Here is a 26258-nt window from a genome sequence, read left to right on the forward strand (position 1 = left end):
ACCTCGCGTAGTAGTCGGCCTCCGAACGTTCGCCGCACCCGGCCGCGACCAAGGCGACCAGCCCGCACCGCGATCGACCTCCGCACGTCCCCCACGCGGTCCAGGGTGACACCTGTGACCGCGCCGGCCGTCGAACGGCGGCGACCGGTCGGTGCCGGTCGCCGCCGTGAGCCGGACGTGGGGGTCAGAGCTTGCCCGCGCCGGAGCCCGCCGTGACGGAGGACTTCACCGTGCCGACGGCGTCGGCGGTGTAGCGGTACGGGATGGCGGCCACCGTGCCGTTGACCTCGCACGGGCCGGAGTTGGTCAGGGAGTTGTCGCGGGCGACCAGGCGCCCGGGGTCGGAGTCCGCGTAACCGCTCGCCGACCAGCACGCCTGCTGCACGTTCTCGAAGACGTTGCCCTCCACGAGGAGGCCGGCGTCCATGAGCGAGGCGATGGCGTACGAGGCGGAGTTGTTGTTGACGTTGGTGTAGTAGTTGTTGAACACGTGGACCGTCTCGCCGAACCGCACCCGCGGGCTGCGCTCGAAGGTGCGGTCGAACCAGTTGTGGTGGTAGGTGACCCGCAGGTGGCCGCGGTCCTCGCCGCCGTTGCCGTCGGAGTGGCCGACGAGCGAGGTCTTCCAGTGGTTGCGGATGACGTTCCACGACACGGTGATGTAGTCCGCGGCGTGGGTGATGTCCAGCATCCCGTCGTAGTAGTCGGGGTCGTCCTCGATGGTGCTGGACATGGTGTTGTGGTCGATCCAGATGTGCGTGGCGCTCTCGATCTGGATCGCGTCGCCGCCGACCTTGCCGCGGATGTTCAGGTTCTGGATGATCACGTTGGCCGGGCTCAGGTCCTCGATGTTGAGGGTGGTCCCGGAGATGCCCGAACTCGAGCCGACGCCCCGGATCGTCTTGTTCGCGCTGATCTCGACGGTGCCCGTGCCGCTGAGCATGCCGTTGACCAGGATGGTCTTGGCGCCCGAGGACTGCGCCTGCGTGCGGAAGTCGGCGAACGTGCTCACGGTGACCGTGGAACCGCCCGCGCCACCGGTGGTGCCGCCGGCCTGCGCGGCCCAGCCGACGAGCCCGCCGGGTGGCTGCGGCTGCGGGTCGCCGCCGGTCTCGACGTCGAGGTGGTCGACGTTGGGCAGGCCGCTGGAGCTGGTCGGGTTCAGCCGGATCGTGTTGCTGCCCGCGTTCAGCGGCACGCTGACCGTCTTCGTGGCCCACGTCGACCAGGCGCCGGTGCCCTCGAACGACGGCGACTGGACCGTCGACCCGTTCACGAGCAGGGTGGCGGGCCGGGCCGTGGTGGTCCCGTTGGCGAACCGGACGCCCACCGCCGCCGTGCCCGCCGCCGCGGCGGTGACGGTGAACTGGAGGTAGCCGCTGGTGGAGTTGGCGCCGTTGCAGAAGCCGCTGCCGGTGTACCCGGTCCAGTCGGTGTCGATGGAGCCGGAGCAGACCGCCGGTGAGCTCTCCGCCTCGTACCGCGTGGGCGCGGCCTGCGCGGTGGACGACGCCGCCGCGACCAGCACGCCGGCTAACAGGCCGACGCAGGAAATCATGGGTTTCACGCGCATAATACGTCTCCGTGGCGTAGGGAATACCGATTCCGACGCAGTGGAAGACACGATGCCCCCCTGGTGCTTCATTGCGCCGTAGGACGGGAAATCGCTTTCCATCGGATGCTAGGAGGTTCCGAACGGCAGGTCAACGGGGCTGCGGTGGAAATGCGGTCCGGTCACGCTTGTGAACAGAATCGGCTCCCGTCGGTCATACTCGTGAACCGGCGGCGTGCATTTGCGCGATCGACGGACAGAGATGTGAATTCCGGGCGGACGCGCGGGCGGCGCGGACAGGGGTTGCGCCCGGCGAGACGGCCTCGCGAGACTGCACGCCTGCGTTCACGGTTGGGGGACTCATGCGGACGTTGCTCGTCACCGCGCTGGCCGCGAGCCTGCTGGTGGTCGCACCGGAGGCCGGGGCGGCGGCGATCGCCTGGCGGCCCTGCCCGGACCAGCCCGCGGCCGACTGCGGCACGGTGTCCGTTCCGCTGGACTGGGCCGACCCGCGCGGCCCGCGCACGGACCTGGCCGTGTCCCGGGTCCGCGCCACCGACCCGGCCCGCCGGATCGGCGTGGTGTTCGTGGACGCGGGCGGTCCCGGCGGGTCCGGCGCGGAGTTCGCCCGCGCCCCCTACTTGAGCGCCGAGGTGCGGGCCAGGTTCGACGTCGTGGGCTTCGACCAGCTCGGCACGAACGGCAGCTCGGCCATCCGCTGCTCGGCCGACCTGATGGCGGGCAACCCCGGCGACGACCCGGCGGACGAGGCCGCGTTCGCCGCGCTGGCCGCGCATAACCGCGCGGTGCGCGACGACTGCCGCGCCCGCCACCCGGTGTTCGACCACGTGGACACGGCCCGTTCGGCGCGGGACCTCGACGCGGTGCGCAGGGCGTTGGGCGAGCGGCGGATCAGCTTCTACGGCATCTCCTACGGCACGCTGCTCGGCCAGCAGTACGCGGAGCTGTTCGGCCCGCGGGTGCGCTCGATGGTGCTGGACGGCGTGATCGACCACAGCGCCGACCTGCCCCGGTTGCTGCTGGACCGGGCGCGGGCCGTGGAGGAGGCGTTCGGCGTGTTCGTCGCGTGGTGCGCCGAGAACGCCACGTGCGCGTTGCACGGCCAGGACGTCCACGCGGCCTGGGAACGGGCGCTGGACCGGGCCGACGAGGTCGGCTGGGGCCGGGCCGGGCTGATCCAGGGCGCGTTCTCCGACCTCCGGGACGGGGCGTGGGAGGGCCTGGCGTCGCTCATCGCGGACGTCGGCGGCCCGCGGATGTCGTTCGAGCCGAACTACGACTCCCTGCGCTACGCCGTGGTGTGCCAGGACTTCGCGCTGCGGTTCGCGGACTTCGCCGAGTACCGGGCGTTGCGGGAGGCCGAACTGCGCGCGGCGCCCACGCTGCGCGGCACGTTCCTCGGCCACCAGGAAGCGGCCACGTGCGTCGGGTTCACCGACCGCCCGACCAACCCGCCGCACCGCCTCGACGTCGACCGGGCGCCGCCGCTCCTCCTGCTGACCAGCCGCTACGACGTGGCCACGCCGTACCGGTGGGCGCAGGCCGTGCACCGGCAGGCGAGAGGCTCGCACCTGGTCACGTTCGACGGCCCGGGCCACGGCGTCTACCACGCCAACGCGTGCACCCGGGCCGCCGCGGACTCCTACCTGCTCGCCACCGCGCCCGCGCGCGACGTGACCTGCTGACCGGCTCCGCAGAACTCGGCGAACACCGCCTGCAGCGCCGCGTCCTGGGCCGGGATCGAGGTCAGGTTCGTGGTGACGACGACGGAGAGCTGCCGCCCGGCGTCGGGGGAGTGCATCGTCCACGTGTGGTAGCCGGGCACGGAGCCGTTGAAGCCCCAGATCTCCGGCGCGGCGCAGCCCGGCGGCAGCGGGATCCGCATCAGGCCGAGCCCGAACTCCAGCCCCGGGATCCCGCTCGGCACGGTCTCGCGCATCTCGGCCGCCTGCGCCGCCGGCACGAGCCCGCCGGCGAGCAGGGCGCGGAAGAGCCGGTTCAGGTCGTCGACCGTGGACACCAGGTTGCCCGAGCCCCAGAACCGGGACATCTCGTAGTCGGTGACGTCGGTCGGCGCGGCGCCGGGGCCGTGCAGCCACTCGTAGCCGCGCGCGGCCGGCCGGTCGACGTGGGGGTGGCGGTAGGGGAGGTAGCTGTCCCGCATGCCCGCCCGGTCCAGCACGCGCCGTTGCAACTCGGCGTGCAGCGACCGGCCGGTGACCTCCTCCACGAGCTTGCCCAGCACCGCGTAGTTGGTGTTGGAGTACTCCACGCCCTGGCCGGGCGGGAAGGACAACGGCTTGCCCGCGGTCCCCTTCCGGATCGTCTCGTCTGGTGACTGGTGCTGCCACCGGGTCGTGTCGATCTCCGGCAGACCGGCCCACCGCTCGGTGAACGGGATGCCGCTGGTGTGCTGGAGCAGGTGGCGCACGGTGATCGGTTCGGTGTAGGGCAGCAGGCCGGGCAGTCGGTCCTGGATCCGGTCGTCGAGCCCGACCCGACCTTCGCCGACCAGCTGCAGCACGGCGGTGGCGACCACGGTCTTGGTGACGCTGCCCGCCCTGAACTGCCCGCGCGGCCTGGGCGCGCCGCGGTCGGCGAGGTTGCCGACTCCACTGTGGCCGTACCACTGCCCGCCCTCGTCGAGGACGCCGGCGAGGGCGCCGGGCGAACCGACGGCGACCGCGCCGTCCAGCGCCGCTTGGAGCCCGGCCCGCGACGGCACGGCCGCGGCAGGGGTGACCACCGCAGCGGTGACCAGGACCGCGCCGGTGGCGAGGGTGGCCGCCCGGCGTAGAACACGATTCATGGGAGATCCCCCAGGATCCGTCAGTGTCGTGAACGAACCCTGAGCACCCTAGGGAATTCCGGTCCGGCAACCGGTTGTCGCGCTATATGTTCTCTATATCCGATCGGCAGAGCTAGGCGTCGCCTCGCATCGAACGGCGGATTTCTTCGAGCTTGTCGATACCGGCCTGCCGCCGCGCCTCGAACCGGTCCTCGACCGCCTTGGCCTCCGGGGTGGCCTCGGCGAGTTCCTCCGCGCCGATGCCGGTGGCGACGCGGTTCTCGATCCGGTCCCGCACGTGCTCGAAGGTGGGCACGCCGTCCTCGGTGTAGTCGGCGGGCGGCACCACTACCGGGGCCGCCTCGTGCTCCACGATCTCGGCGTCGATCACCGGTTCCTGGTCTCCGCTCATCGTCCCCACTCCGTTCACCGTGCCGACCACCGAGGCTACCTCGCGAGGACGGCCCGGGCCTCTTCCCGGCACAGCTCGCTCCACCGGGCGAGGTTCGCGGCCGCGTGCCGGCGCACGTGCCGGGGCAGGGACTCATCCGACACCACCACCCGCACGGCCACCGCCGCCTTCTCCCGGACGTCCGGCGACAACCCGACCGCCGCTTCCGCGCACCGCACCCGTGCCACCGGCGCGACCCCGTCGTCGCGTGCCATGGCGACCAGCTCCAGTGCCGCTTCGACGGGTTCCAGCAGTCCGATCGCCATCAAGGCTCTCCGGCGCAGCAGCGGGTTCGGCGTTCCGGACAGTCCGCGCAGGGCCGTCATCGCCGCCCGTCTCGCCGCGGGTGCTTCCTCGATCAGCGTGTGCGCCGACTTGATCCGCACGGTCGTCGGCACGGTCTCGTCGGCCATGAGCGACCGCAGCACCTCGGTGGCGCGTTCTCGTCCTGTGGTCCCGAGTTGCGCCAGTCGGTAGCCGGCCAGCCGCCGCAGCGCCGGCCGTGCTGCCGGATCGGTCGCGATCGCGTGCCAGACCCGGGCGGCGGCCGCGCGGTCGTCCACGTCGAAGGGGACCAGCTCGACGGCCGCTTGCAGCCGGATCGCGTCGGGCAGCCCGGTGTCGTCCCGCATGGCGCGCACGGGATCGAGGCCGTCGTGCAGCCGCAACGCGTACCGGAACTCCAGCCGGTCCCGGTCCGACGTGCGCGGGTCGCGGATCACCGAGCGCAGGAACTCCGCCACGGGTTCCGGCAGCCGCGTGGTGATCTCGACGACGAGGCGAGCCGCCCGCACGCGTTCCCGGGTCGAGAGCGCGACGTCGGCCACCGTGCTCAGCGCCTCGTCCAGCACCCGACGCCAGGATGCGGGCGTCAACCGGGCCAACGCCTCCCGCGCGCGCGGCGACGCCATGGCCTCCAACGCCTGGACGGCCTCCGGCACCAACCCGGTCGACAACCCGGCCAACGCCACCGCCGCCGCGACCCGCTCCCGGGGCGACGTCTCGGGCGCGGTGAGCGCGTCGCGCACCTCGGCCTCAGCCTCGGCGGCCAGCGGCAGGTCGTCCCAGAAGTCGGCGACGGGCACGCGTTCGGCCACGGGCAGCGAACGGTCGGCGAGCAGCACGCGTTCCAGCGCGGTCCGCTCCTTCCTGGGCAGTCGGGTCAACAGGCGCTGCGCCCCGTCTCCGACCCTGGACCGCCGGATGAGCGACTCGACGAGGTGGGTGACCTCTTCACCTGCTGACGGCTTGATCAGTACCAGCCACTTCGCGGCCGAGGCGCGTTCGTCCACAGTCGCGGCCGGGTCGTCGCCGCACCTGCGCAGGAAAGCGAGAACGGGTGGGGTGAACCGGCGATCGAGCGTGGTGAGCCAGCATGCGACGGACTGCCGTCGAGAGGACGTCTCCTCGTCCGAAGAGATCACGTCCAGGTGGAACGCCACCACCCTCTCCGTCGTTTCGGCCGCGCATTCGACCAGTGTCAGGTACGCGTCACGGCGCCAGCCGACACCTAGGAACCCGTCGTCCGCCCGGCGCCTGATCACGTCCAAGGCCAGGGTCCGATCGGTCGGCACCAGGTCGTGCACCACGGCCGCGGCGACTTTGCGCACGTGCCCGTCGGCATCGCGGTCCCCTGTCGTCGCCTGGAGTCGGGGCAGGATCTCGAACCCGGCGCGGACGAGCTTCGGGGCGGTCTCTCGCGCCAGCAGCATCTCGGCGACGATGCGCGCCTGATCGTCAGGGGCGACCCGGCCCAGCATGACGGCGGCGTCGTCACGAACCTTTCCCTCGACGGGACCGCCGAAGACGACGGACCGAAGGGAGGTCACGACGTCGTCCTCAGGGCCGAAGCCAAGCCGGTCGAGGGCCTGCACCACGCGCAGGACGCCGGCCGCCGAGCGGGTTTCCCGGGACAGCACCTCCCTCAGCGCGCCGGCCAGCGCGGTCCGGTGGCGAACACCGAGCTCCACGCACAGCGTGGCCGCGTAGGGGAAGTCGAACTCCGCGACGGTGGTCGAGCGCACCAGGTCGCACAGGCCCTCGGCAACGGCGGAGTGGAACGGTCGGCCGAGCCGGGTCAAGCCCGTGACAGCGGAGAACCGGGCCCGATAGCTGTACCGCGCGGAGGTCAGCACGGACAGCAGCGCTCGCGCGATCCGGTGGTGGTCCTCGTCCGATGTCGCATACGTCTGGGCGCCGTCGAAGAGGCCGGTCGCTTGGTCGTCCACGGACCGGGCGGCGTCGAGCAAGGCGTCCAGCGCCTCGTCGCGGCACGTCGTGTCGAGGTCGAGCAGGGCGCGCCACGCCCGCAGCGCCACCCCTCTGTCGGACCGCGTCCGGGTGAGTGCGAGCAGGGCGACCTTGGCCTCGTCGTGGAACTGCGGTCCCGCTCGCACGAGCCGTTCGGCGGTGGCGCACCGGTCTTGCGGCGCCAGGCTCGGATCGGCGAGTCGTTCCCGCAGCCGCGCCACCGCCTTCGCCCGGTGTGGTTCGCCGAGGTCCGCGAGGTGCGACAGCGCGATGGCGCGGTCCAGACCGGTGCAGTCGGGGTCGTCGGCCACCCGCCACAGCTCGCCCGCGGCCTCCGGGCGGTGCTCCGGGTCGAGATCGGCCAGTTCCTTGGCGGCCCACAGGGCGTGGTTCGGCGTCGCGCGGCCGTCCGCGATCACCCGCCGCAAGTGCGTGACCGCGGTCCCGGCGGCCTCCGGCCCGAACTCGCCCAGCCCGGCGGCGCACTGCGTCCGGAAAGCGGGTTCGAGACCGGGTTCGTCCAGCATCGCCGCCAGGTGGCCGGCCGCGGCGCTGCGGTGCTGTGGTCCGAGTTCGCCGAGCGTCCGAGCCATCCGCGCCCGGTCGCCCGGTGAACGGCGTCGATCGGTGATCAGCGCGGTCAGCGCTGCCGCGGCCTCGGCGGCCGGGTCCGGGCCGAGTGAGGCCAGACCCAGTGCGGCGTCACGGCGTCCGGTCACGCTGTCGGCCGGGTCGCGCAGCACGGACCGGAACACCTCGGCGCCGTGCTCGTAGAACTCCGCGTCGATCTCGATCAAACCCGTCGCGGCTTCCACCAGGTCGTCCGCCGGGGTCTCGTCGCCGGTCGTCAACCCGGTCAGCGCCGCGACCGCGAACGCCCGGTCGTCCGGCCCGAACGCGGCCAGCACGACCGCCGCCGTGCGACATGCGTAACCGGACGCCAACGGGTTGGCCAGCACCGCCCGCAGGCCGCGCGCGGACGCCTCGCGCTCGCCCGAGCCGCACTCGGCCAACGCCTCACCGGCCGCCAGGCGCTCGGACACCGCCGCCGACGGGTCGTCCACCAACGCGGTCAGGTAGCCGATCGCTTCGGCCTCGTGCCCGCCGCGCAGCCGGGTCGCCAGCGCGGACGCCGCCTCGGTCCGGGAGTCGGCGGGCGCGGTGGCGGTGCGCATGAGCGCGACCAGCCAGTCCGCCAGGCCGGGGTGGTGGGTGGCACGGCCGGCCTGGGCGAGGATGTCGGAGCCGGGGTGCTGGGTGGTCATCGCCCAGCCCCACACCGTGCCCAGGAACGCGTCCACCACCGCCCGGCTCGCCGGCACCCGCTTGGCGAGCAGGCGGGCCGCCAGCAGGTGGTTCTCGGCGTCGGCGTCGTGCAGCCACCGGACCAGCGGGTCGGCCTCGGTCGGCCGCAGGCGGGTGTAGTGCAGGAGCACCGAACGGGCGAACCGGCCGCGTTCCTTCGGCCTGGCCGCGTGGACGGTCCGCACGAACCCGTCGTGCTCGGGCGTGAACCGCTCGGGGAACTCGCGGGCCAACGAGGTCGCGGCCAGGTGCTCGGCGAAGCTGTGGTGCAGGAACCGCAGGTCGTCGCCCCGGATCACCAACGGGCCCACCGAGACCAGGAACGTCGTGAGCACCTCGGGCCAGTCGAGGGGCAGCGAGGTCGGCGGCACGTGGTCGACCACCCACGACCGGGCCGCGGACACCAGCGAGGTGTCGGTCTCCGAACGCGTGCGCCCGAGGTGTTCCAGCAGGTCCTCGCGGAAGGGCTCGAACGGGCCGGTCGACGTGCGCGCCGACCGCAGGAACGCCAGGTACGCCTCGTACAGCTCGTACTGGTTGTCGGGCAGCGGTCGGTCGCCCTGCCGGGCGAACACGATCGCGGCGATGGTCGCCAGCAGCGGCACGCGGACCAGCTCGTCCAGGTGCGCCTCGCGGATCTGGCGCAGGAACCGGTCCGCGGTCTCGTCGCCCTCCTCGGCGAACCAGTTGTGCGCGAACGACCGCAGCGCCTCGCCGTCGAACGGCAGCAGCTCGTAGCGCGCCGCCCCGATCCGGTGCAGCGGAGCCAACGCCGCACCCTCCACCGGCCGCGTGGTCACCACGATCCGGTACGGCCCACCGGACGCCCACGCCGCCAGCACCGACGCCAGCCGGTCCCGGTCCGCCGCCACCGCGACCTCGTCCAACGCGTCCACCAGCAGCAGCCACCGCCGGCCCGCCACCCGGTCGCCCAGCACGTCCGCCGTGATCGGACCGCGTAACAGCGCCCCGTACTCGGCCTGCGCGCTGTCCGCCAACGCCCGCGAGAACGGCAGGTCCAGCCGTGCCGCCAACTCCCGGGCGGTCAGCCGCAGCGGCACCACCGGCTCGCTCATCGGCACACCACCGGGCTCGCCGCACCACCCGGCCGCCAGGTCCGCCGCCAACCGCAGCGACAACGTCGACTTGCCCTGACCCGCGCCACCCGTGATCAGCAGGTGCTCGTCACCGTCCAGCGCCTCCGCCACGCCCCGCGCCGGAGGCCGCACGGCCACCCGCGGCGTCGGCGGGCGGGGCACCTCGACGAGCCGACCGTGGCCGTCCAGGATCGGGGTGGGCCGGGACGCCTCGGCGTGCGCCTCCTCCGCGCCGGTGCTCAAGTCCTGCCGCACGTACACCGTCGCCAACGACGGCCGCCGCGCACCGGGAAGCCGGTACGGCAGCTCGTGCGCAGCCCTCACCTGGGCCCGCATCAGGGACAGCACGCCGACGGGCAGCTCGTCCGGCGCCGCGGCCGGCGGCGCGCCCAGGTGGATGTGGACGTCGCCCGCGATCACCCCGGCCTGCACGCTCGGCCCGAGGACGTTCCCGCCTACCTGGTTGGAGGTCACCGGCCGGTCGTCCTGTCGCACCCCGCAGCTCCCCGTCCGACGTGCCGAAGCGAGTGTCCGACCACGTTACCGGACCCGTTCGGCACGGCTCGCGCCTCGATCGACCGGCCTGTTCGACTCCGTGCGTTCTTGTCCGATCGTGTCAGTGACAACGGTTTGGTCCAGACCATAATCTGGTCGGACGCCGCCGCTGTCCGTCCCTGTCACGCAGAGGAGTTCCGCTCGTGAGGACAGCACGCACGATCACCGCCATGGCCGCCGCGGCCGTCACGTCCGCCGCGCTGATCACCACCCCCGCCAGCGCCGGACCGGTCACCGACTGGGACCGCATGCTCGCCCAGCAGCCGCTGGTGCGCACCGCCGACACGATCCAGGCGGAGGTGCGGCGCGGCGGGCACGCCGGCTTCGCCGGGCTGGTCCTGGAAGACGACCACGTCGCGCTGTGGTGGAAGGGCGACGTGCCCGCCGCCGTGCGCGACGCCGCGTCCCGGGGCGAGGCGCCGGTGACCTTCCAGGCCGCCCGCCACTCCGAGGCCGAACTGCGCGAGGCCGCCAAGGTCGTGCGGGCGCAGCGCGGACCCGGCGTGCACGCGATCAAGCTACCCGCCGACGGCAGCGGCCTCGTCCTGGGCGCGACGTCGGAGTTCGCGACCCGCGCCGTGGACGTCGACGTGCCGGTGCGGACCGTGGTCGAGGAGCCGCTGGCGCCGGTGTCCCGGCAGAACGACGCCCCGCCGTGGAAGGGCGGTGCGACCATCGTGCTCGGCAACGCCGCGTGCACGTCCGGGTTCTCCGTCCGCAACGGCGACAACGCGCGGTTCCTGCTCACCGCGGGCCACTGCGGCAACCCCGGCGTGCGCGTCACCGACCCCACCGGCGAGTACATCGGCACGGCGGGGGCGAAGCACGGCGACCACGACATCATGCTGGTCCCCACCGGCAACGTGGTGAACCAGCAGTACGTCGGCGGTGGCGACAGCAACTCCACCGAGGTCGTCCGCGGCTGGGGCGACGTCTACACCGGCGAGTACCTGTGCCAGTCCGGCGTCACCAGCGCGCGCGTGACCGGCGCGCCCGTGTGCAACATCAAGGTGCTGTTCTTCTACGCCGACCGCGAGGACCTGGTGGAGGGCGAGCAGATGAACGGCCAGCCGTCCGCGCGGGCCGGCGACAGCGGCGGACCCGTGTACGGCCCCTCGTCGTCGGGCGGCGTCATCGCCAAGGGCACCGTGACGAGGGCGGCGGGCGCGCGGATCGGCTTCCAGGACTTCCGCACCGCGAGCCGCGACTTCGGCGTCTACATCCCGCTCTGACCGGTCGCCTCGCGGTCGACCCCGACCTCCGCCGGGGTCGACTGTGGACGGCGAGCCGGTGCGTAACCTGGGGCCCGTGAGGGAATCGGTGCCGCGGACGATCGTCACGCCCCTGCCGGCGGTTCCCGTCACCGTCCGCCGGTTCCTGGCCGACACCGGCCGGTGGCTGGTGTCGGCGAGCCCGTTCCTGGTCGACCTCGACGGGCCGACGTCGGTGATCGGGGCCGTGGCCACCGCGCTGGTGGTCCCGCTCGCCAGGCGGCTGCCGCTCGTGGCGCTGGTGGTCGCGACGGTGGCGGCGGCGGTCGAGTGGCGGTACCTGGCCGCCGTGGCGGTGACGGGTTACCTGGCCGGGCGCGGGCTGCCCGCCGGGCGGGCGGCCGTGGCGGTGTTCCCCGTCGTGACCGTGCTCGGCTCGGCGGTGGTGCTGTCCCTGTCGGCCGACGTGTACACCTGGTTGGTCAGGGTCGGCGGGCTGGTCGTGTTCGGCGTGTTCCCCTGGCTGGTCGGCCGCTACCGGCGGCAGCAGGTGCGGCTGGTCGAGTCGGGCTGGGAGCGGGCGGCCCGGTTGGCGGAGCGGCAGCGATTCGTGGCCGAGCAGGCGCGGTTGCGCGAACGGGCGCGCATCGCGCACGACATGCACGACTCGTTGGGCCACCAGCTCAGCCTGGCCGCGCTCACGGCGGGTTCGCTGGAGGTCGCCGCCGACCTGGACGAGCGGCACCGGGCCACGGCCACCGCGGTGCGCGAGAGCATCGCGGTGGCCGCCGAGCAGCTGCGCGACATCATCGACCTGCTGCGCGACGAGGACGACCCGGCGTCGACGACCCCCGGCGGCGAGCGCATCGGCGACCTGGTGGCGCGTGCCGCGGCGGCGGGCGTCGCCGTCGACCTGGCCGTGGACGGTGACGTCGAGGACCTGGAGCCCCTGCGGTACCGGGCCGCGTACCGGACCGTGCAGGAGGCGATCACGAACGCGACCAAGCACGCGCCGGGCGCCGAGGTGTCCGTGCGGCTGCACGGGTCGGACGACGAGACCCGCGTCGTGGTGACCAACGGCCCGCCCGCCGGGCCCGTGCCGCCCGCGCCCGCACGTGGTGGCCGCGGTCTGCCCGGCCTGCGGGAACGGGTCAGGCTCGCCGGCGGCACGTTGCGCGCCGGTCCGCACGGGGGCGGCTACCGAGTGGTGGTGCGGCTTCCCGGGGCACAGCGCGCGCTCGACGCCTCGCCGGACGAGGACTCCACCGTGACCGCCGAGTTCGACCGCGCGCGGGACGGCGTCCGCAGGCGACTGGTGGCGGCGGTGCTCACGCCCGTGGCGCTCGGTGCGGGTCTGGTGGTCGTCCTGATGGGCGTCTACGCCTACGACACGTTCAACTCGGTGCTGCGGCCGGACTCGTTCCAGCGACTGGTGTTGGGCGCCGCGCGGTCGACCACCGCGGACGTGATCCCGGATCGGCAGGTGCCCGAACGCGGCTTCGGTCCCGAACCGCCACGACCACCGGGCTCGACCTGCGAGTACTACCGGTCGGACGCGGGGTTCGTCCCGGAGGCGTTCGACGTGTACCGCCTGTGCTTCCGCGACGACCTGTTGGTGGGCAAGGACGTGCTCGTGCGCACGGGGGAGAGGGAGGGCGAGTGAGCGCTGGAGGGCGGTCCGAGGTGATCAGGATCGTGCTGGTCGACGACGAGGCGCTGATCCGGGCCGGTGTCCGCGCCATCCTGGACGGCGACCCGGGCGTGGAGGTGGTCGGCGAGGCGGGCGACGGCCGGGAAGCGGTCGAGGTGGTCCGCGCGCGGCGGCCGGACGTCGTGCTGATGGACATCCGGATGCCCGGGTCGGACGGGATCTCGGCCACCCGCGAGATCGCGGCGGTCGCGCCCGACACCGGTGTGCTGGTGCTGACCACGTTCTCCGACGACCACTACATCGCCCAGGCGCTCGAAGCGGGCGCGAGCGGCTTCCTGCTCAAGACCGGCCACCCGGGTGAGCTGCGGGCCGCGGTGCGCGCGGTGCGAGCGGGCGGGGCCTACCTGTCCCCGAGCGTGACCAAACGCGTGATCAGCGCCTTCAGCACCACCCGCCCGGGTTCACGCGCCACCAGGGCCGCCGAAGCCAGGAACCGCATCGCGGGGCTGACCCAACGCGAGCGGGCCGTGCTGGGCCTCATCGGCGCGGGCCTGTCCAACGCCGAGATCGCCGCGCGGCTGCACGTGGTGGAGGGCACGGTCAAGGCCTACGCGAGCACCCTGTTCAGGCACCTCGGCGTCCGCAACCGCGTCGAGGTCGCGATCATCGCCCACCACGCCGACCTGGTGGACGAGTCGCCTTAGGAGGACTCCGACCGGCCGGGCGAGGCAGCCGCGACCGGCCGGGACGACGGCGGTGGTGAGGTACCCTCACGTGCGGGAGGCGGTTGTGGACAGGGGTTTCGACGCGCTGATCGCCGAGGCCGAGGCGGTCGACGTCACCGGCTGGGACTTCTCCTGGCTGCACGGCCGGGCCACCGAGGAGCGCCCGCCCTGGGGTTACCAGAAGCTGATGGGCGAACGGGTCGGTCGCGCGTCGATGAGCCTGGACGTCCAGACCGGCGGCGGCGAGGTGCTGGCCGGGGTGCCGCAGCGCGCGGCCAAGGCCATGGTCGCGACCGAGTCCTGGCCGCCCAACGTCGCGCGGGCGCAGGAGAACCTGCGGGACAAGGGAGTCGTCGTGGTCGCCGACGAGGACCGGCCGCCGCTGCCGTTCGCCGACGGCACGTTCGACCTGGTCACCAGCCGACACCCGGTGACCGTCCACTGGGGCGAGATCGCCCGCGTCCTGACGCCCGGCGGCACGTACTTCTCCCAGCAGGTCGGCCCGGACAGCGGCCACGAGGTCTACGACTTCTTCCTGGGCCCGCAGCCGTTGGGGCGCGGCGACCGCGAGCCGGAACTGGCGAGGGCCGCGGCGGAGGAGGCCGGCCTGGAGGTGGTCGACCTGCGGACCGCCGAACTGGTGATGGAGTTCTTCGACGTCGGCGCGATGGTCTACTTCCTGCGCAAGGTCATCTGGTTCGTCCCCGACTTCACCGTCGAGAAGTACCGCGACCGCCTGGAGGCGCTGCACGAGCGGATCCGGACCGACGGCCCGTTCGTCGCGCGCTCACGCCGGTTCCTGATCGAGGCGCGCAAGCCGGTGCGCTAGCCGGTGCTCCGTCCATTGTGGACAGACCGCTGCCGCCCGCCGGCGGGACAGCGACCGGGTGCGATGGCGACCCGTGGTCGCCCGATGGCTCTATGTTGGAACGCGTGGCTGTGGAAGATCTCTCCGCACGGGCCGGAGACGGGCAGGACGGCGAACCCCGGACGGCCACCGGCCGCCGCCGGGGGCAGTGGCGCGACGCGGGCGACCTGCTGGTGGACCGGCGTTTCCGGCGCTTCTTCCTGGGCTACGCCACCTCGCTGATCGGCTCCTCGATGGCGCCGGTGGCCATGACGTTCGCCGTGCTGGACAGCGGGGCGTCGGCGACCGACCTCGGCTTGGTGTTCGCGTCGGGCGTCGTGTCGACGATCGTGTTCCTGGTCGCGGGCGGCGTGCTGGCGGACCGGGTGCCGCGCCGGGCGGTCATGGTGGGTGCCGACCTCGTGTCCGCCACCGCGCAGTTCGTGTTCGCGGCGCTGGTCTTCACCGGCACGGCCCAGCTGTGGTCGATGGCCCTGCTGGCCGCCGTGCGCGGCGGGGCGGCCGCGTTCTACCAGCCCGCGCTCGCCGCCATGCCCGCCGATCTCGTGACCGGGGACCAGCTCCAGCGCGCCAACTCGTTCCTGGGCCTGGCCAAGTCGGTCCCGGACGTGGCCGGTCCGGCCGTCGCGGGCCTGCTGGTGGCGGTGGGCGGCTCGGGGGTCGTGCTGGTGATCGACGGGGCGAGCTACCTGGTGAGCGCGTTGTTCCTGGCCGGCGTGCGGGTGGCGCCGCGCACCGGCGTCGCGCGCCGGCGGCTGCTCACCGACCTGCGCGAGGGCTGGACGGAGTTCCGCTCCCGCCGCTGGCTGTGGGTCGGCGTGCTGCAGTTGGCGCTGTGGAACCTGTTCGTGGTGTCCCCGTTCCTGGTGCTGGGGCCCGTGATCGCGCGCGGCGACCTCGGCGGCGCGTCGGCCTGGGGTGCGATCGCCGCGGCGCAAGGTGCGGGAGCCGTCCTGGCGAGCGTGCTCCTGCTGCGCCTGCACGTCCGCCGCACCCTCCTGGTCATCGCGTTCGTCCAGCTGGCCTGGGTCGGTCTGCTGGTCCCGCTCGCCCTGCGCGCCCCGCTGCCGCTGGTCGTGGCCGCCGCGTTCGCCGTCGGCTTCAGCGCGAGCGCGTTCAACGCGTTGTGGCGCACCACGGAACAGCGGCTGGTGCCGCAAGGGGTGTTGTCGCGGGTCAGCGCTTACGAGCTGCTCGGTGCGTACGCGCTCGGACCCGTCGGCCTCGCCCTGGTGGGCCCGGTGTCCGAGGTCGTGGGCACGGGCGCCCTGCTGCTCGCCGCCGCGGGCTGGCAGGTCTTCAGCAGCGCGGCGATCCTCCTGCTGCCGGAGGTGCGGTCGATCCGCCTGGAGAGGGAGTCCTGACCCGGACCGGCCCTGTGCCGCGGTGGTCGCACCCGCTCTGAACGCGCGGTGCCCAGGCCAGTCCGCGACCTGATCAGTCGGTCCGAAGACCTGGACTTTCGGGGCGACCGGGCCCGCGCCGGCAGGCGGCGGCGCCGGGTGACAAGTGGCCCGGCCGTTAGACTCCCGCCATGGCCACCACCCGTGACCCGGCCTCCGGCGCCGTGGGCAACGCCGGCGTCACCATCGCGCGGATCGCCGAGTTGGCGGGTGTGTCGGCGGCGACGGTGTCCAAGGTGGTCAACGGGCACGTCGAGGTCGCCGCGGACACCCGCGCCCTGGTGGAGGGCCTGCTCCGCGAGCAGGGCTACCGGCGGCAGAAGAAGGTCAGCAAGGCGCCGCTGGTCGAGGTGCTGTTCCACGAGCTGGCCGGCACGTACCCCGTCGAGGTGGTCAAGGGCGTCGACCGCGTCGCCGCCGAACACGGGCTGACGATCTCCCTGAGCCAGCTCCAGGGCAGGCACGTCCCCGACCGGAGCTGGGTCGACAGCGTGCTGGCCCGGCGGCCGACCGGCGTCGTCGCCGTCTTCTCCGGCCCCGCGCCCGCGCAGCACGAGCAGCTGCGCAGCCGCGACATCCCGGTGGTGCTGGTCGACCCGACCGGCGAACCCGCGCACGGCGTGCCGTCGGTGGGCGCGGACAACTGGAGCGGCGGCCTGGCGGCGACCCGGCACCTGCTGGAGCTGGGGCACCGGCGCATCGCGGTGATCACCGGCGCCACCCGGATGCTGTCGGGTCGGGCGAGGCTCGACGGCTACCGCGCGGCCATGGACTCCGCCGGCGTGCCGGTGGACCCGGAGCTGGTCCGCGAGGGCCACTTCCAGATCGAGGACGGCCTCGAGCACACCCGGCAGCTGCTGCGCCTGCCCGATCCGCCGACCGCGGTGGTCACCGGCAACGACGGCGAGGCGCACGGGGTCTACCAGGCCGTCTACGAGGCGGGCCTGCGCATCCCCGACGACCTGAGCGTGGTGGGCTTCGACGACCTGCCGCCCGCCCAGTGGATGATCCCCGCGCTGACCACCATCCGGCAGCCCCTGGGCGACATGGCCGCCACCGCCACCGGCATGCTGATCGACCTGGCGCAGGGCAGGCCGCTGCCGCAGCACCGGCTGGTCCTCGCCACCGAGCTCGTCGTCCGCGCCAGCACCGCCGCCCCTCGCCGGTGATCCCGCCGTCCTCCATGTGCACGTTCACAACGCTGTTCCGCCTCACCGCGCTCTGAGCATCGGTGAACGCTCACATTCTCACCCTGTCGCCGCGTTGACGCGGGCACGACAGCGGCGCTACATTGCCCGAAACTTCATGTGAGTGAACCGAAACATTCACTCCAGCGAGGAGCGCCGAGCACCACGCCGGGACAACGCAGTCCAGGAGCAGCACATGTCGTCTTCGACGGAAGCGCACATCCACCGCGGGCCGCGCCACCAGTCGCGGTTCCCCTGACGCGCGCCTCGACGGCACAGCGGTGTCGGAACAGGCCCTTCGGGACCTCGGCTGCGGGAGAACCCGGTGAACCGACGACAGGTCACGCTGGCCGACGTGGCCAAGGCGGCCGGCGTCTCGGTCACGACGGTCTCGCTCGTGCTGTCCGGTCGAGGTCGTGACCTGCGCATCTCGGCGGAGGCCGAGCTGCGCGTGCGGCAGGCCGCGAACGCCGTGGGCTACCGCCGCAAGAGGTCGTCCGTCGGACCCCGCACCGACTGGACCCACACGATCGGGTTCATCTCCGACGCGGTGGCCACGTCCGAGCTGGCCGGGGACATGATCCGGGGCGCCTTCGACGCGGCACGCGAGCACGGCGCGCTGCTGATCGTCGGCGAGACCGACGGCGACCGGACGGCGGAGCAGGGCCTGATCGGGGCGATGCTCGACCGCAAGGTCGACGGGATCGTGTACGCGTCGACGCAGACCAGGCAGGTCTGCGTGCCCGACCGGATCGAGGCCGGTCGCGCCGTGCTGCTCAACGTCCTGCCCGACCGGCCGTCCCCGTTGTCCGTCGTCGTGCCCGACGAGGTCGAAGCGGGCCGGACCGCCGCACGCGCGCTGCTCGACGCCGGGCACCGCGACGGCATCCACCTCGTCGGCACGGGCGTCGACCCGGACGGCGTGCCACCCGGCTCGGTCACCGCGGCCGAGCGCCTCACCGGCATCCGCGAGGTGCTCGACGCGGCGGGCGTGGAGATCGCCGGCGCGTGGCCGTGCCGGTCGTGGCTGCCGGAGCACGGCTTCGCCGCCACCGGGGACCTGCTGGCAAGCGCACGTCCCGGCGCCCTGATCTGCTTCGACGACCGGCTCGCGTTCGGGGCCTACCAAGCCCTGGCCGACGCCGGTCTCGCCGTGCCGGCCGACGTCTCCGTCGTCTCCTTCGACGACCACCCCCTCGCCGGCTGGCTGCGCCCCACGCTGACCACCGTCGCCCTCCCGCGCTACGAGCTGGGCGCGAAGGCCGTCGAGGTCCTCCTCACCGAACGCCGCTCACAGCTGCCCGGCGTCCACCGCGTCCCCATGCCCAGGCGCGACCGCTCGTCCATCGCGTCACCCCGCCCGGCGGACGGGTGATCGGATCGGGGTGACCGGCCGGGTTCCCGGGATCGGCCTGAGTCCACGACTTCCACCCGCCACTGGTTCGGCTCGCGTTGAGAGACGCGTTCCGCCGAGTCGGCCGCGAGGTCGCGCACGGCCGCCGTGTGTCCACATCGGACACACATTGGCACGCCGACCGCCGGGCCGATCGGCAGTGCGGAGCACGACGCGCTCACCGAGTCGGCACCGCGCGCGGAAGTGGGCGAATCCGAGGCACCCTCGCGGTTTCCGGCAGGGTGGCTACGGCGTCGCGGTGACGCCGGGCGCGGGCTGGACCGGGACGTACGGCCGGGTGTCGAAGTCGATGACCACCGGCTGCGGTTCGGACGCCACGTCGGCCTGGACCCGGTGCATGGTGCCGTCCTGGTCGACCCAGTAGCGGACGTTGCCCGCGGTGTCGGGCTTGGCGCGGGCGCTCGGTCCGGACATGACGTCCACTTGGTGCTCGCCCACTCGGTCCTGACCAACCCAGGCCGCGCCGTTCTGCGGCAGCAGCGCGGCGTTGTCCGGCCGGTCGCTGCCGAGGTTGAGCGCGATGAGCAGCGAGCTGTCCAACGAGCTGCCGGACGTCTGCAGCGGACGGCGGTGCCAGCCCGACCCGGGCGGCGAGGCCGGCGCCTCCGCCGGGGCGTTCGCCATCGGGTGGACGAACACCGCGGTGGGGTTCCACTGGATGAGCCCGTCGCTGGACGTGTCGCGCCCGGCGCCGCGCACCACGCCGTAACCGAGCTTCGCCCGGTAGTCGATGGAGCCGGTGATGACCAGCCCGCCGGCGGTGGTCGGCACGGTGATCGTCACCGCGCGGCCTCCCGCCTCGAAGTTGCGGAACCGCGCGATCGCCAGCCGGTTCACCTCGTCCGAGGTCAACGCACGCGGACCGGTCGGCTCGGAACCCGGATCGACGATCAGGAACGCGGTCACCCCGGCCGCCACCACCGCCACGACGCCGATGACGACGACCGACCAACGCGGCCGCGACCACCGCGGAAGGCGTTGCTGGGCTCGCATGCTCCGCACGCGGCGGAACACTAACAGTGCGTTGCTCCACCACGACGATTCACCCGAACGTATGGCGTAGGGGGAGACGCGATTCTGGTTGGCTGTGCACGGTGCATGACGACTTACACAGAGGGACGAGGACGCGCCGGCGAACCCGGACGCGTGGGGGCGGACTGGCGCGGGTGGGACTCGCCGGCCTGCTGCTGGCGAGCAGCGGCATCACGGGGGCGACCACCGGGACGGCTGCCGCGTCGCCGGCGGACGGCACGCTGACTGTCCAGGTGTTGCGGGACTTCTTCGGCACCGGTGTGATCAACACGACGATGGACGTGCCGCAGCAAGGCATGGCCGTCGTCGTCTCCGACCGCGAGGGCCACCGCGTCGACGGTGTCACGGACGCGACCGGCAAGGTCGTGGTGCCGCCGTCCGACGTGCTGAGCGGCGGCCACTACCGCGTCGACGTCACCGTTCCCGAGCCCTACCGGGAGTACCTGAGGGCGGCCCCGGCCTCGACGGCGACCAACCACTTCGACAGCTTCACCACGTTCGTGGACGTGTCGGGCGGCAAGGACGACTCGGTGATCACCGGCGTCTGGAACCCCGCCCACTTCACCCTGCCGGACACCCGGTACTTCGTGCCGATCCAGGCCAGTGCCAACGGCCAGGACACCAGGGCCCTGGTGGCGTTCGGGCGGGACGCCCGCGGCACGTGCCCCGAGGACGTCGGCTGCCCGACCACGCTGGCCACCCAAGCCCAGGTGGGCACGACGTACGGACTCGCCTACGACAAGGACCGGCGTCGGCTGTTCCAGGGCGCGTTCGCCCGGCGGCACGCCGCGTACGGGCCGGAGGGCGGCGACGCGATCTACACCGTGCCGGTCGACGGCGGCGGCGCGCCGACCCTGTTCGCGAAGGTGCCGGGCGCCGCGCTGACGCCCCACGACACCGGGAACATGATCAAGGACGGTGGGTTCACCGACGTGCCCGGCAAGGAGGGCATCGGCGGCTTGGCCCTGTCGGAGGACGGCTCCACGCTGTACGCGGTGAACCTGCTGACCCGCAGCCTGGTCGGCTTCGACGCCACCGGGGCCACCGCCTCGGCGCCCGCGGCCACGGTGCCGATCCCGGACCCGGGCTGCGCGGCTCCTGGCGACTGGCGCCCGTTCAGCGTCGCCGCGCACGACGCCACCCTGTACGTCGGTGGCGTGTGCAGCGCGCAGAGCACGCAGAACCGCGCGGACCTGAAGGCCGTCGTCTACACCTACGACGGCACGGGGTTCACCGCGGTGCTGACCCAGCCGCTCGGCTTCAAGCGCGGCGAGGTCCTCAGCGGCCGGTCGGCTCCCGGCCAGACCGACCGCTGGAACCCGTGGCGCAGCGACCTGGCGACGTGGGACGAGCACGACGTGGGCGGTGGCGGCACGATGATCGACCCGCAGCCGCAGTTGGCGAGCCTGGCGTTCGCGCGTGACGGGTCGATGATCCTCGGCTTCCGCGACCGGTTCATGGACGTGGTGGGCTGGGACGCGCTGGACCCGCGTCCGGGCCGGACCACCACGGAACGCGGCTTCGCCGGTGGCGACATCAACATGGCCTGCGTCAACCCCGCCGGCGGGTACTCCTGGGAGGGCACCGGGACCTGCCCGAACCACGCGACCGGCGACAACACCGCCGGCCAGGCGGGCGACGTGGTCGAGTACTTCCCGGGCGACTACTTCCGACGCCCCGCGGCGCACCAGGAGTCCGCGCTGGGCTCGGTCGCCTACATCCCGCAGCAGCAATGGGTCATCAGCACGCAGATGGACCCGACGGTCAACGTCGCCACGGCCGGGACCGGCTACTACGACGTCACGACCGGTGAAGGGCCCGGCAACAGCCCTACGGACAACGCCTACGAGTTCGTCGGTCGAAACCCGAGTCACGGGTTCGGCAAGGCCGGAGGGCTCGGCGCCATCGCCTACCAGGCGGCGAACGCGCCGATCCAGATCGGCAACCTGGTGTGGTTCGACGGCGACCGCAACGGCGTCCAGGACCCGGCGGACGTGCGGCTGCCGGACGCGACGATCAACCTGCTCGACGCCGACGGCAGGCAGGTCGCCACGACGAGGACCGACGCGGCCGGCGAGTACTACTTCGGCGGTGTCGGCGCGGCCTACGAGCTCACGCCTGGCGCGGAGTACACGGTGCAGTTCAACGTGTGCACCGCGGACACCGACACGGTCCCCGGACAGCCGCCCGCCACCGACCTGCGGTTCACCGCCGGGCTGACCGGTGACGACCGGGTGCACGACTCCAACGTGGTGCCGCCGACCACCGGGCAGCTGTGCAACGGCTACGCGCCCGTCACGGCGCCGGCCAACCCCGGAGAAGTCGACCACACCATCGACGCGGGCGTGCACATCCCCCAGCCCGATCCGACCACGACGCCGCCGACGACCACCGTGCCGCCGACGACCCCGGCCCCGACCACGACCACCCCGCCCGGGGGTTCGCTGGCCGACACCGGTGTCTCCGCCGGCCTGCCGTGGGTGGTCCTCATCGGTGTCCTGGTCCTCGGCACGGGCGCGGCGCTCGCGTTCCTGAGCCGCAAACGCCGGACCAGGCAGGAGTGACCGGGTCCGCCCGCCCGCGGATCCTCGCGGGCGGGCGGACCACTCGCCGCCGGGTGCACGGGCTCAGCCGAAGACGCGCAGCTCGTAGATGCGGGTGGCGATCTCGCCGGTGTTCGTGGGAACGCCGACGTCGAGCCGGACGTGGCGACCCGACACCCCGCTGACGCGGTGGACCGTGGTAGCCGCGCCGTTGTTCGTCACGTCGACCACCTTCCGCCACGTCGTGCCGTCGTCGGACACCGAGAGGCCGAACGCCTTGGTGTTGAGACCGGCGCCCTCACCGCCCGCCTGGGCGTGCGCGACCTCGAACCGGGAGATCGACCGGGTGGCGCCGAGGTCCACGCCCAGCCACGCGCCGGACACCGACGAGCAGAACTTGTCGCTGTTCCCGCCCGTCACGGTGCCGTTGACCGCCTTCTCCGGCCCTTCGCCCGGCGCGCACGGGGTCGAGCCCGTGGCCGGGCGACCTCGCGCGAGGTTGACCTCCCCGCCCACGGCCGGGCCGACCACGACGTTGTCGAAGTCGGCCGCCGCGTTGAACACCCGCACGCCGTTGCCGCCGGAGGCGAACGTCGCGTCCGTGACGCTGATCTTCGGCGTGGCCAGGTCGTCGACGTACACCTTGATCGACGTGCCGACCGCGGTGACCCGCAGGCGGTGGGTGGAGCCGACGCTCACCGCCAGCGGCGCGGCGCCCAGCGGGGTCCACGAGTTGTCGGCCCGGCCCAGCACGACCCGCCCGGCGGGGGAGATGCCCGCGTAGTAGCCGGCGTAGCCGTCGACGCCGACCGCCGGCCTGCTCGCCCGGAACACCAGCCCGGCGTCACCGCCGCCGGACGTGATCGTCACGTCGGTGTCCTGGGTGAAGTCGCCGAAGTTCGTGTCCAGCAACGCCTTGCCGCCGGCGGAGCCGGCCGCCCGCAACCGTCCACCCGGGACGGTCCACGAGCCGCCGTAGGTCTTCCAGCCGTAGGAGTTGTCGTCGGCGAAGTTGTCCTGGACCTTCATCGTCACGCGCCGGATCGTGCCGTCGGCGTTGAAGTGCATGCGGTCGTAGGCGAGCTGGCGGTGGTTGCCGTCGGTCTCGCTCAGCGGTCGGCGGTGGTAGACGATGTACCAGATGTCGGTGCCGGGCACGTTCACCACCGAGTTGTGGCCCGAGCCGCGCGCGACCGCGGGATCCTGGGCGAGCACCTTGTCCAGCCTGGTGAACGGGCCGGTGGGCGAGTCGGCGATCGCGTAGGACACCGAGTAGTCCGGACCGGTCCACCCGCCTTCGGACCACATCAGGTAGTACTTCCCGGCTCGCTTGAACATCTGCGGACCCTCGACGTAACCCGCCGGCGTGATCTCCTTGTAGGTGCTGCCGTCGGCGAACGTGCCGAGGCTGACCATGTCGGGGTTGAGCTTCACGACGTTGGCGTGACCCCAACCCCCGTAGTACAGGTAGGCCTGACCGTCGTCGTCGATGAAGACGTCCTGGTCGATGGGCTGCGCTCCGTGGTGGAACTTCCCGATCAGCGGCCGGCCGATCGCGTCGCGGTAGGGACCCGCCGGGTGGTCGGCGACGGCCACCCCGATGCCGCCCAGCGCCGAGTCGCCCTGGATGTCGTTGGCGGCGAAGTACAGGTAGTACCGGCCGTTGCGGGTGATCGGCGCCGGCGCCCACAGCGCGTACTCGGCCCAGGAGACGTCGGCGGTGGTCAGCACGTTGCGGTGCTTCGTCCAGCGCACGAGGTCGGTGGAGGAGAACGCGTCGAGGTAGGTCTGCTCGGCGTAGGGCTTCGACGTCGTGGGGTACACCCAGTAGGTGTCGCCGTGGACGATCGTGTCCGGGTCGGCGTACCAGCCGTCGGCGAACGGGTTGCCGGCCACGGCGGTCGGGTGGTCCGGCGCGGGGGCCGCGGCGGCCGCGGGTGCGACCGTGGTGAGGGCGCCTGTGAGCAGCGCGGTCAGGGCGGTGGTGGCGAGCTTGATCGGAAGTGCGGTCATCGTGGCAACTCCGGGTCGCAGGGATGGGGTGAGGCGCCTGGGGCCGCCGTGATCGCGCCCGAGGAGGCAGTCGCGGACCGGCGGTGCAGGGAGGCGGCCGGTGCGCGGGGAGGCGACTGGTGCGCGGGGACGCGGCTGGTGCGCGGGGAGGCCGACCTGCCACCTGGGCACGGGAGCCGGTGGCTAGTCGGCCGCACCCATCACGAGGCCCTCGATCGTGTGCTTCTGCACCAGCGGTTCGAGCCGGTCGACGACCCGGCACCCGAGGTGCGCGCGGACCTCTTCGGGCAACCGCTCGTGGAAGGCGCGGCTGACCACCAGGTCGTTGCGGTCGTTCCCGACGCCCGCCGCGGCCAGGCCGAGGACCAGCACGGGCCGTGCCGTGGCCGACCGGTTGGGCGTGCCGCGGTGGATCGTCAACGCGGAACGGGCGGAGATGTCGCCCCGCCGGGGCATCTTCCGCTGGGCCAGACCCTCGTAGCGCGGGTAGTGCGACTTCGGCGGGAACATCCCGTGCTCGAAGTCGGCGCCGTCGTCCCACTGCGTGCCGGGCGCGATCTCGAACGGCCCCATCTCGGGGGTCGTGTCGACCGTCGTGACGTTGACCGCCAGCGAGGTGAGGCGACGGTCCCGCACGGTCTCGTCGGGGGCGGGGAAGTCCCGGTGCCACGGCTGGGCGACCGCGCCGGGCAGCGGCACGTCGAAACCGGTCTCCACGACCTGGTAGTCCGGTCCCAGCACGGCCCGCGCGAGGCCGACCACCCACGGGTGGGTCACCAGGTCGAGGAACCCCCTGATCCGCTCGGGGTGGATCTCGACGTAGTAGCGGTTCGGCCCGCGCCCGATCGCGCCGTCCGGGCGTTCGAGCGCTTCCCGGAACAACACCTCGACGTCCTCGCGGAGGCGATCGGCCCAGTCGGGCGCGAACGCGCCGCGCAACGCGACGATGCCGTCCGAGTGCAGCTCCCCGACCAGGTCGTCGGGCTCACGGGCGCTGGTCATGACCACCTCTTCCGGGCAGGGCGGAGCGGGTGCGGCGACCGGGGCGCGTTCACCCCGACCGTTCGCGCGACAGCGGACCACTGCCGAACGTAGCAGCCCCGGCGGCAGTTTCCAACGTTGTAAATTCGGCGGAGCCTCGGTCGCGTGGTTGGATCCGCCCGTGGCGTTGTGGATCGAGGTCGCCGACGGTGTGCTGGTGCGGCGGTACGAGGAGCTCGACCTGTCGGTCGGGCTCGTGGTGGGTGACGAGCGGTGCCTGGTGGTCGACACCGGGGGTGACGCGGGTCAGGGCGCGGAACTGGCTCGGGCGGTCCGCGAGGTGACCCCGTTGCCGTGGCACGTGGTGCTGACGCACTCCCACTTCGACCACAGCTTCGGCACCGAGGTCTTCCGCCCGTGCGAGGTGTGGGCGCACCGGCGGTGCCACGCCGACCTGGTCGCCACCGGGGCGCGGCAGCGCGAGAAGTGGGAGCGGCACTACCGGGAACGGGGCGAGGTCGAGGTCGCGGATCGCATCGCCGCCGTGCGACTGGTGCTGCCGGACCGGCTGGTCGACGCACGCGCCGAAGTCGACCTCGGCGGGCGCCGGGTCGAGTTGGTCCACTTCGGACCGGCGCACTCCGACCACGACCTGGTGGCGCACGTCCCCGACGCCGGAGTGGTGTACGCGGGGGACCTCGTGGAGCACGGCGCACCGCCGCAGTTCGGCGACGCACACCCCCAGGGCTGGCCGACCGCGCTGGACGGCATCCTGTCGCTCGACGCGCCGATCGTCGTGCCCGGTCACGGCGACCCGGTGGACCGCGACTTCGTCCGGGCCCAGCGCGCGGAGCTGTCCCGGGTCGCCGAGCTGTGCCGGGCGGTGGCGGCCGGGACGATCACCGCCGTGCGGGCCGTGGAGCTCTCGCCCTACCCGGAGCAGTTCACCCTTGCCGCGCTCCAGCGTTGACCACGACCCGCCGCACGCCGTGCACCGAGTGCGGCAGAGCGCGTGGACGCCGACGTGACCATCGTGGGTGGCGGGCTTCTGATCGCGCCGGTCCGGGGGGGGGGGGGGGGGGGGGGGGGGGGGGGGGGGGGAGGAGAGAACGGAGGGGGGGGGGGGGAGCGGGGGGGAGGGAGGGGGGGGGGGCGGTACCCCCCCCCCCCCCGGGGCGGGGGACAATGGGCCGGCGGGGGGGTGGGGAGCG

At 73.2% G+C, this 26258-nt stretch carries 17 protein-coding genes; 10 read left to right on the forward strand and 7 right to left on the reverse strand.

Going from position 1 to position 26258, the window contains the following annotated elements:
- Positions 1 to 184 precede the first annotated feature (184 nt).
- Entirely contained in the window at positions 185 to 1558 is a 1374-nt protein-coding gene (locus ACZ7GX_RS31385) for a pectate lyase family protein (RefSeq protein ID WP_498781891.1), read from the reverse strand.
- 356 nt (positions 1559 to 1914) lie between these two features.
- Between ACZ7GX_RS31385 and ACZ7GX_RS31390 the strand changes: the two genes are divergently transcribed.
- Positions 1915 to 3258, forward strand: coding sequence for an alpha/beta hydrolase (locus ACZ7GX_RS31390; protein WP_498781865.1), 1344 nt, complete (start codon positions 1915 to 1917; stop codon positions 3256 to 3258).
- Here ACZ7GX_RS31390 and ACZ7GX_RS31395 read toward each other — a convergent pair.
- From ACZ7GX_RS31395 to ACZ7GX_RS31405, 3 genes are all read right to left on the reverse strand, one after another.
- Positions 3216 to 4382 (reverse strand): serine hydrolase domain-containing protein, encoded by a 1167-nt coding sequence (locus tag ACZ7GX_RS31395; protein ID WP_498781867.1) that lies wholly within the window; start codon positions 4380 to 4382, stop codon positions 3216 to 3218. The genes ACZ7GX_RS31390 and ACZ7GX_RS31395 overlap by 43 nt on opposite strands.
- 112 nt (positions 4383 to 4494) lie before the next feature.
- Positions 4495 to 4773: a hypothetical protein gene (locus ACZ7GX_RS31400; RefSeq protein WP_498781869.1), complete on the reverse strand. Its 279-nt coding sequence runs from the start codon at positions 4771 to 4773 to the stop codon at positions 4495 to 4497.
- A 35-nt stretch (positions 4774 to 4808) separates the two neighbouring features.
- On the reverse strand, positions 4809 to 9959 hold the full coding sequence (locus ACZ7GX_RS31405; RefSeq protein WP_498781871.1) for a hypothetical protein: 5151 nt from the start codon (positions 9957 to 9959) through the stop codon (positions 4809 to 4811).
- A 203-nt stretch (positions 9960 to 10162) separates the two neighbouring features.
- Between ACZ7GX_RS31405 and ACZ7GX_RS31410 the strand changes: the two genes are divergently transcribed.
- From ACZ7GX_RS31410 to ACZ7GX_RS31440, 7 genes are all read left to right on the forward strand, one after another.
- On the forward strand, positions 10163 to 11251 hold the full coding sequence (locus ACZ7GX_RS31410) for a chymotrypsin family serine protease (RefSeq protein WP_498781873.1): 1089 nt from the start codon (positions 10163 to 10165) through the stop codon (positions 11249 to 11251).
- 76 nt (positions 11252 to 11327) lie between these two features.
- Positions 11328 to 12893 (forward strand): sensor histidine kinase, encoded by a 1566-nt coding sequence (locus ACZ7GX_RS31415; protein WP_498781875.1) that lies wholly within the window; start codon positions 11328 to 11330, stop codon positions 12891 to 12893.
- A gap of 20 nt (positions 12894 to 12913) precedes the next feature.
- Entirely contained in the window at positions 12914 to 13585 is a 672-nt protein-coding gene (locus tag ACZ7GX_RS31420) for a response regulator (protein ID WP_498781893.1), read from the forward strand.
- A 70-nt stretch (positions 13586 to 13655) separates the two neighbouring features.
- A complete protein-coding gene (locus ACZ7GX_RS31425) occupies positions 13656 to 14435 on the forward strand; it encodes a class I SAM-dependent methyltransferase (protein ID WP_498781877.1) in 780 nt (259 codons plus the stop codon).
- Between the two features lie 104 nt (positions 14436 to 14539).
- Positions 14540 to 15838, forward strand: coding sequence for an MFS transporter (locus tag ACZ7GX_RS31430; protein WP_498781879.1), 1299 nt, complete (start codon positions 14540 to 14542; stop codon positions 15836 to 15838).
- 170 nt (positions 15839 to 16008) lie between these two features.
- Positions 16009 to 17046 (forward strand): LacI family DNA-binding transcriptional regulator, encoded by a 1038-nt coding sequence (locus tag ACZ7GX_RS31435; protein WP_498781881.1) that lies wholly within the window; start codon positions 16009 to 16011, stop codon positions 17044 to 17046.
- Positions 17047 to 17389: 343 nt separating this feature from the next.
- Complete coding sequence (locus ACZ7GX_RS31440; RefSeq protein WP_498781883.1) at positions 17390 to 18439, forward strand: LacI family DNA-binding transcriptional regulator; 1050 nt, start codon at positions 17390 to 17392, stop codon at positions 18437 to 18439.
- A 264-nt stretch (positions 18440 to 18703) separates the two neighbouring features.
- Here the strand turns inward: ACZ7GX_RS31440 and ACZ7GX_RS31445 are convergent, their stop codons facing one another.
- A complete protein-coding gene (locus tag ACZ7GX_RS31445) occupies positions 18704 to 19471 on the reverse strand; it encodes a hypothetical protein (RefSeq protein WP_498781895.1) in 768 nt (255 codons plus the stop codon).
- A 173-nt stretch (positions 19472 to 19644) separates the two neighbouring features.
- Between ACZ7GX_RS31445 and ACZ7GX_RS31450 the strand changes: the two genes are divergently transcribed.
- A complete protein-coding gene (locus ACZ7GX_RS31450; RefSeq protein ID WP_498781884.1) occupies positions 19645 to 22074 on the forward strand; it encodes an SdrD B-like domain-containing protein in 2430 nt (809 codons plus the stop codon).
- Positions 22075 to 22137: 63 nt separating this feature from the next.
- Here the strand turns inward: ACZ7GX_RS31450 and ACZ7GX_RS31455 are convergent, their stop codons facing one another.
- On the reverse strand, positions 22138 to 24066 hold the full coding sequence (locus ACZ7GX_RS31455; protein WP_498781885.1) for a family 43 glycosylhydrolase: 1929 nt from the start codon (positions 24064 to 24066) through the stop codon (positions 22138 to 22140).
- Between the two features lie 183 nt (positions 24067 to 24249).
- Positions 24250 to 25068: a phytanoyl-CoA dioxygenase family protein gene (locus ACZ7GX_RS31460; protein ID WP_498781887.1), complete on the reverse strand. Its 819-nt coding sequence runs from the start codon at positions 25066 to 25068 to the stop codon at positions 24250 to 24252.
- A gap of 160 nt (positions 25069 to 25228) precedes the next feature.
- Between ACZ7GX_RS31460 and ACZ7GX_RS31465 the strand changes: the two genes are divergently transcribed.
- Positions 25229 to 26017 (forward strand): MBL fold metallo-hydrolase, encoded by a 789-nt coding sequence (locus ACZ7GX_RS31465; protein WP_498781889.1) that lies wholly within the window; start codon positions 25229 to 25231, stop codon positions 26015 to 26017.
- Positions 26018 to 26258: the final 241 nt, after the last annotated feature.

Source organism: Actinosynnema sp. NPDC037264, from assembly GCF_055603705.1.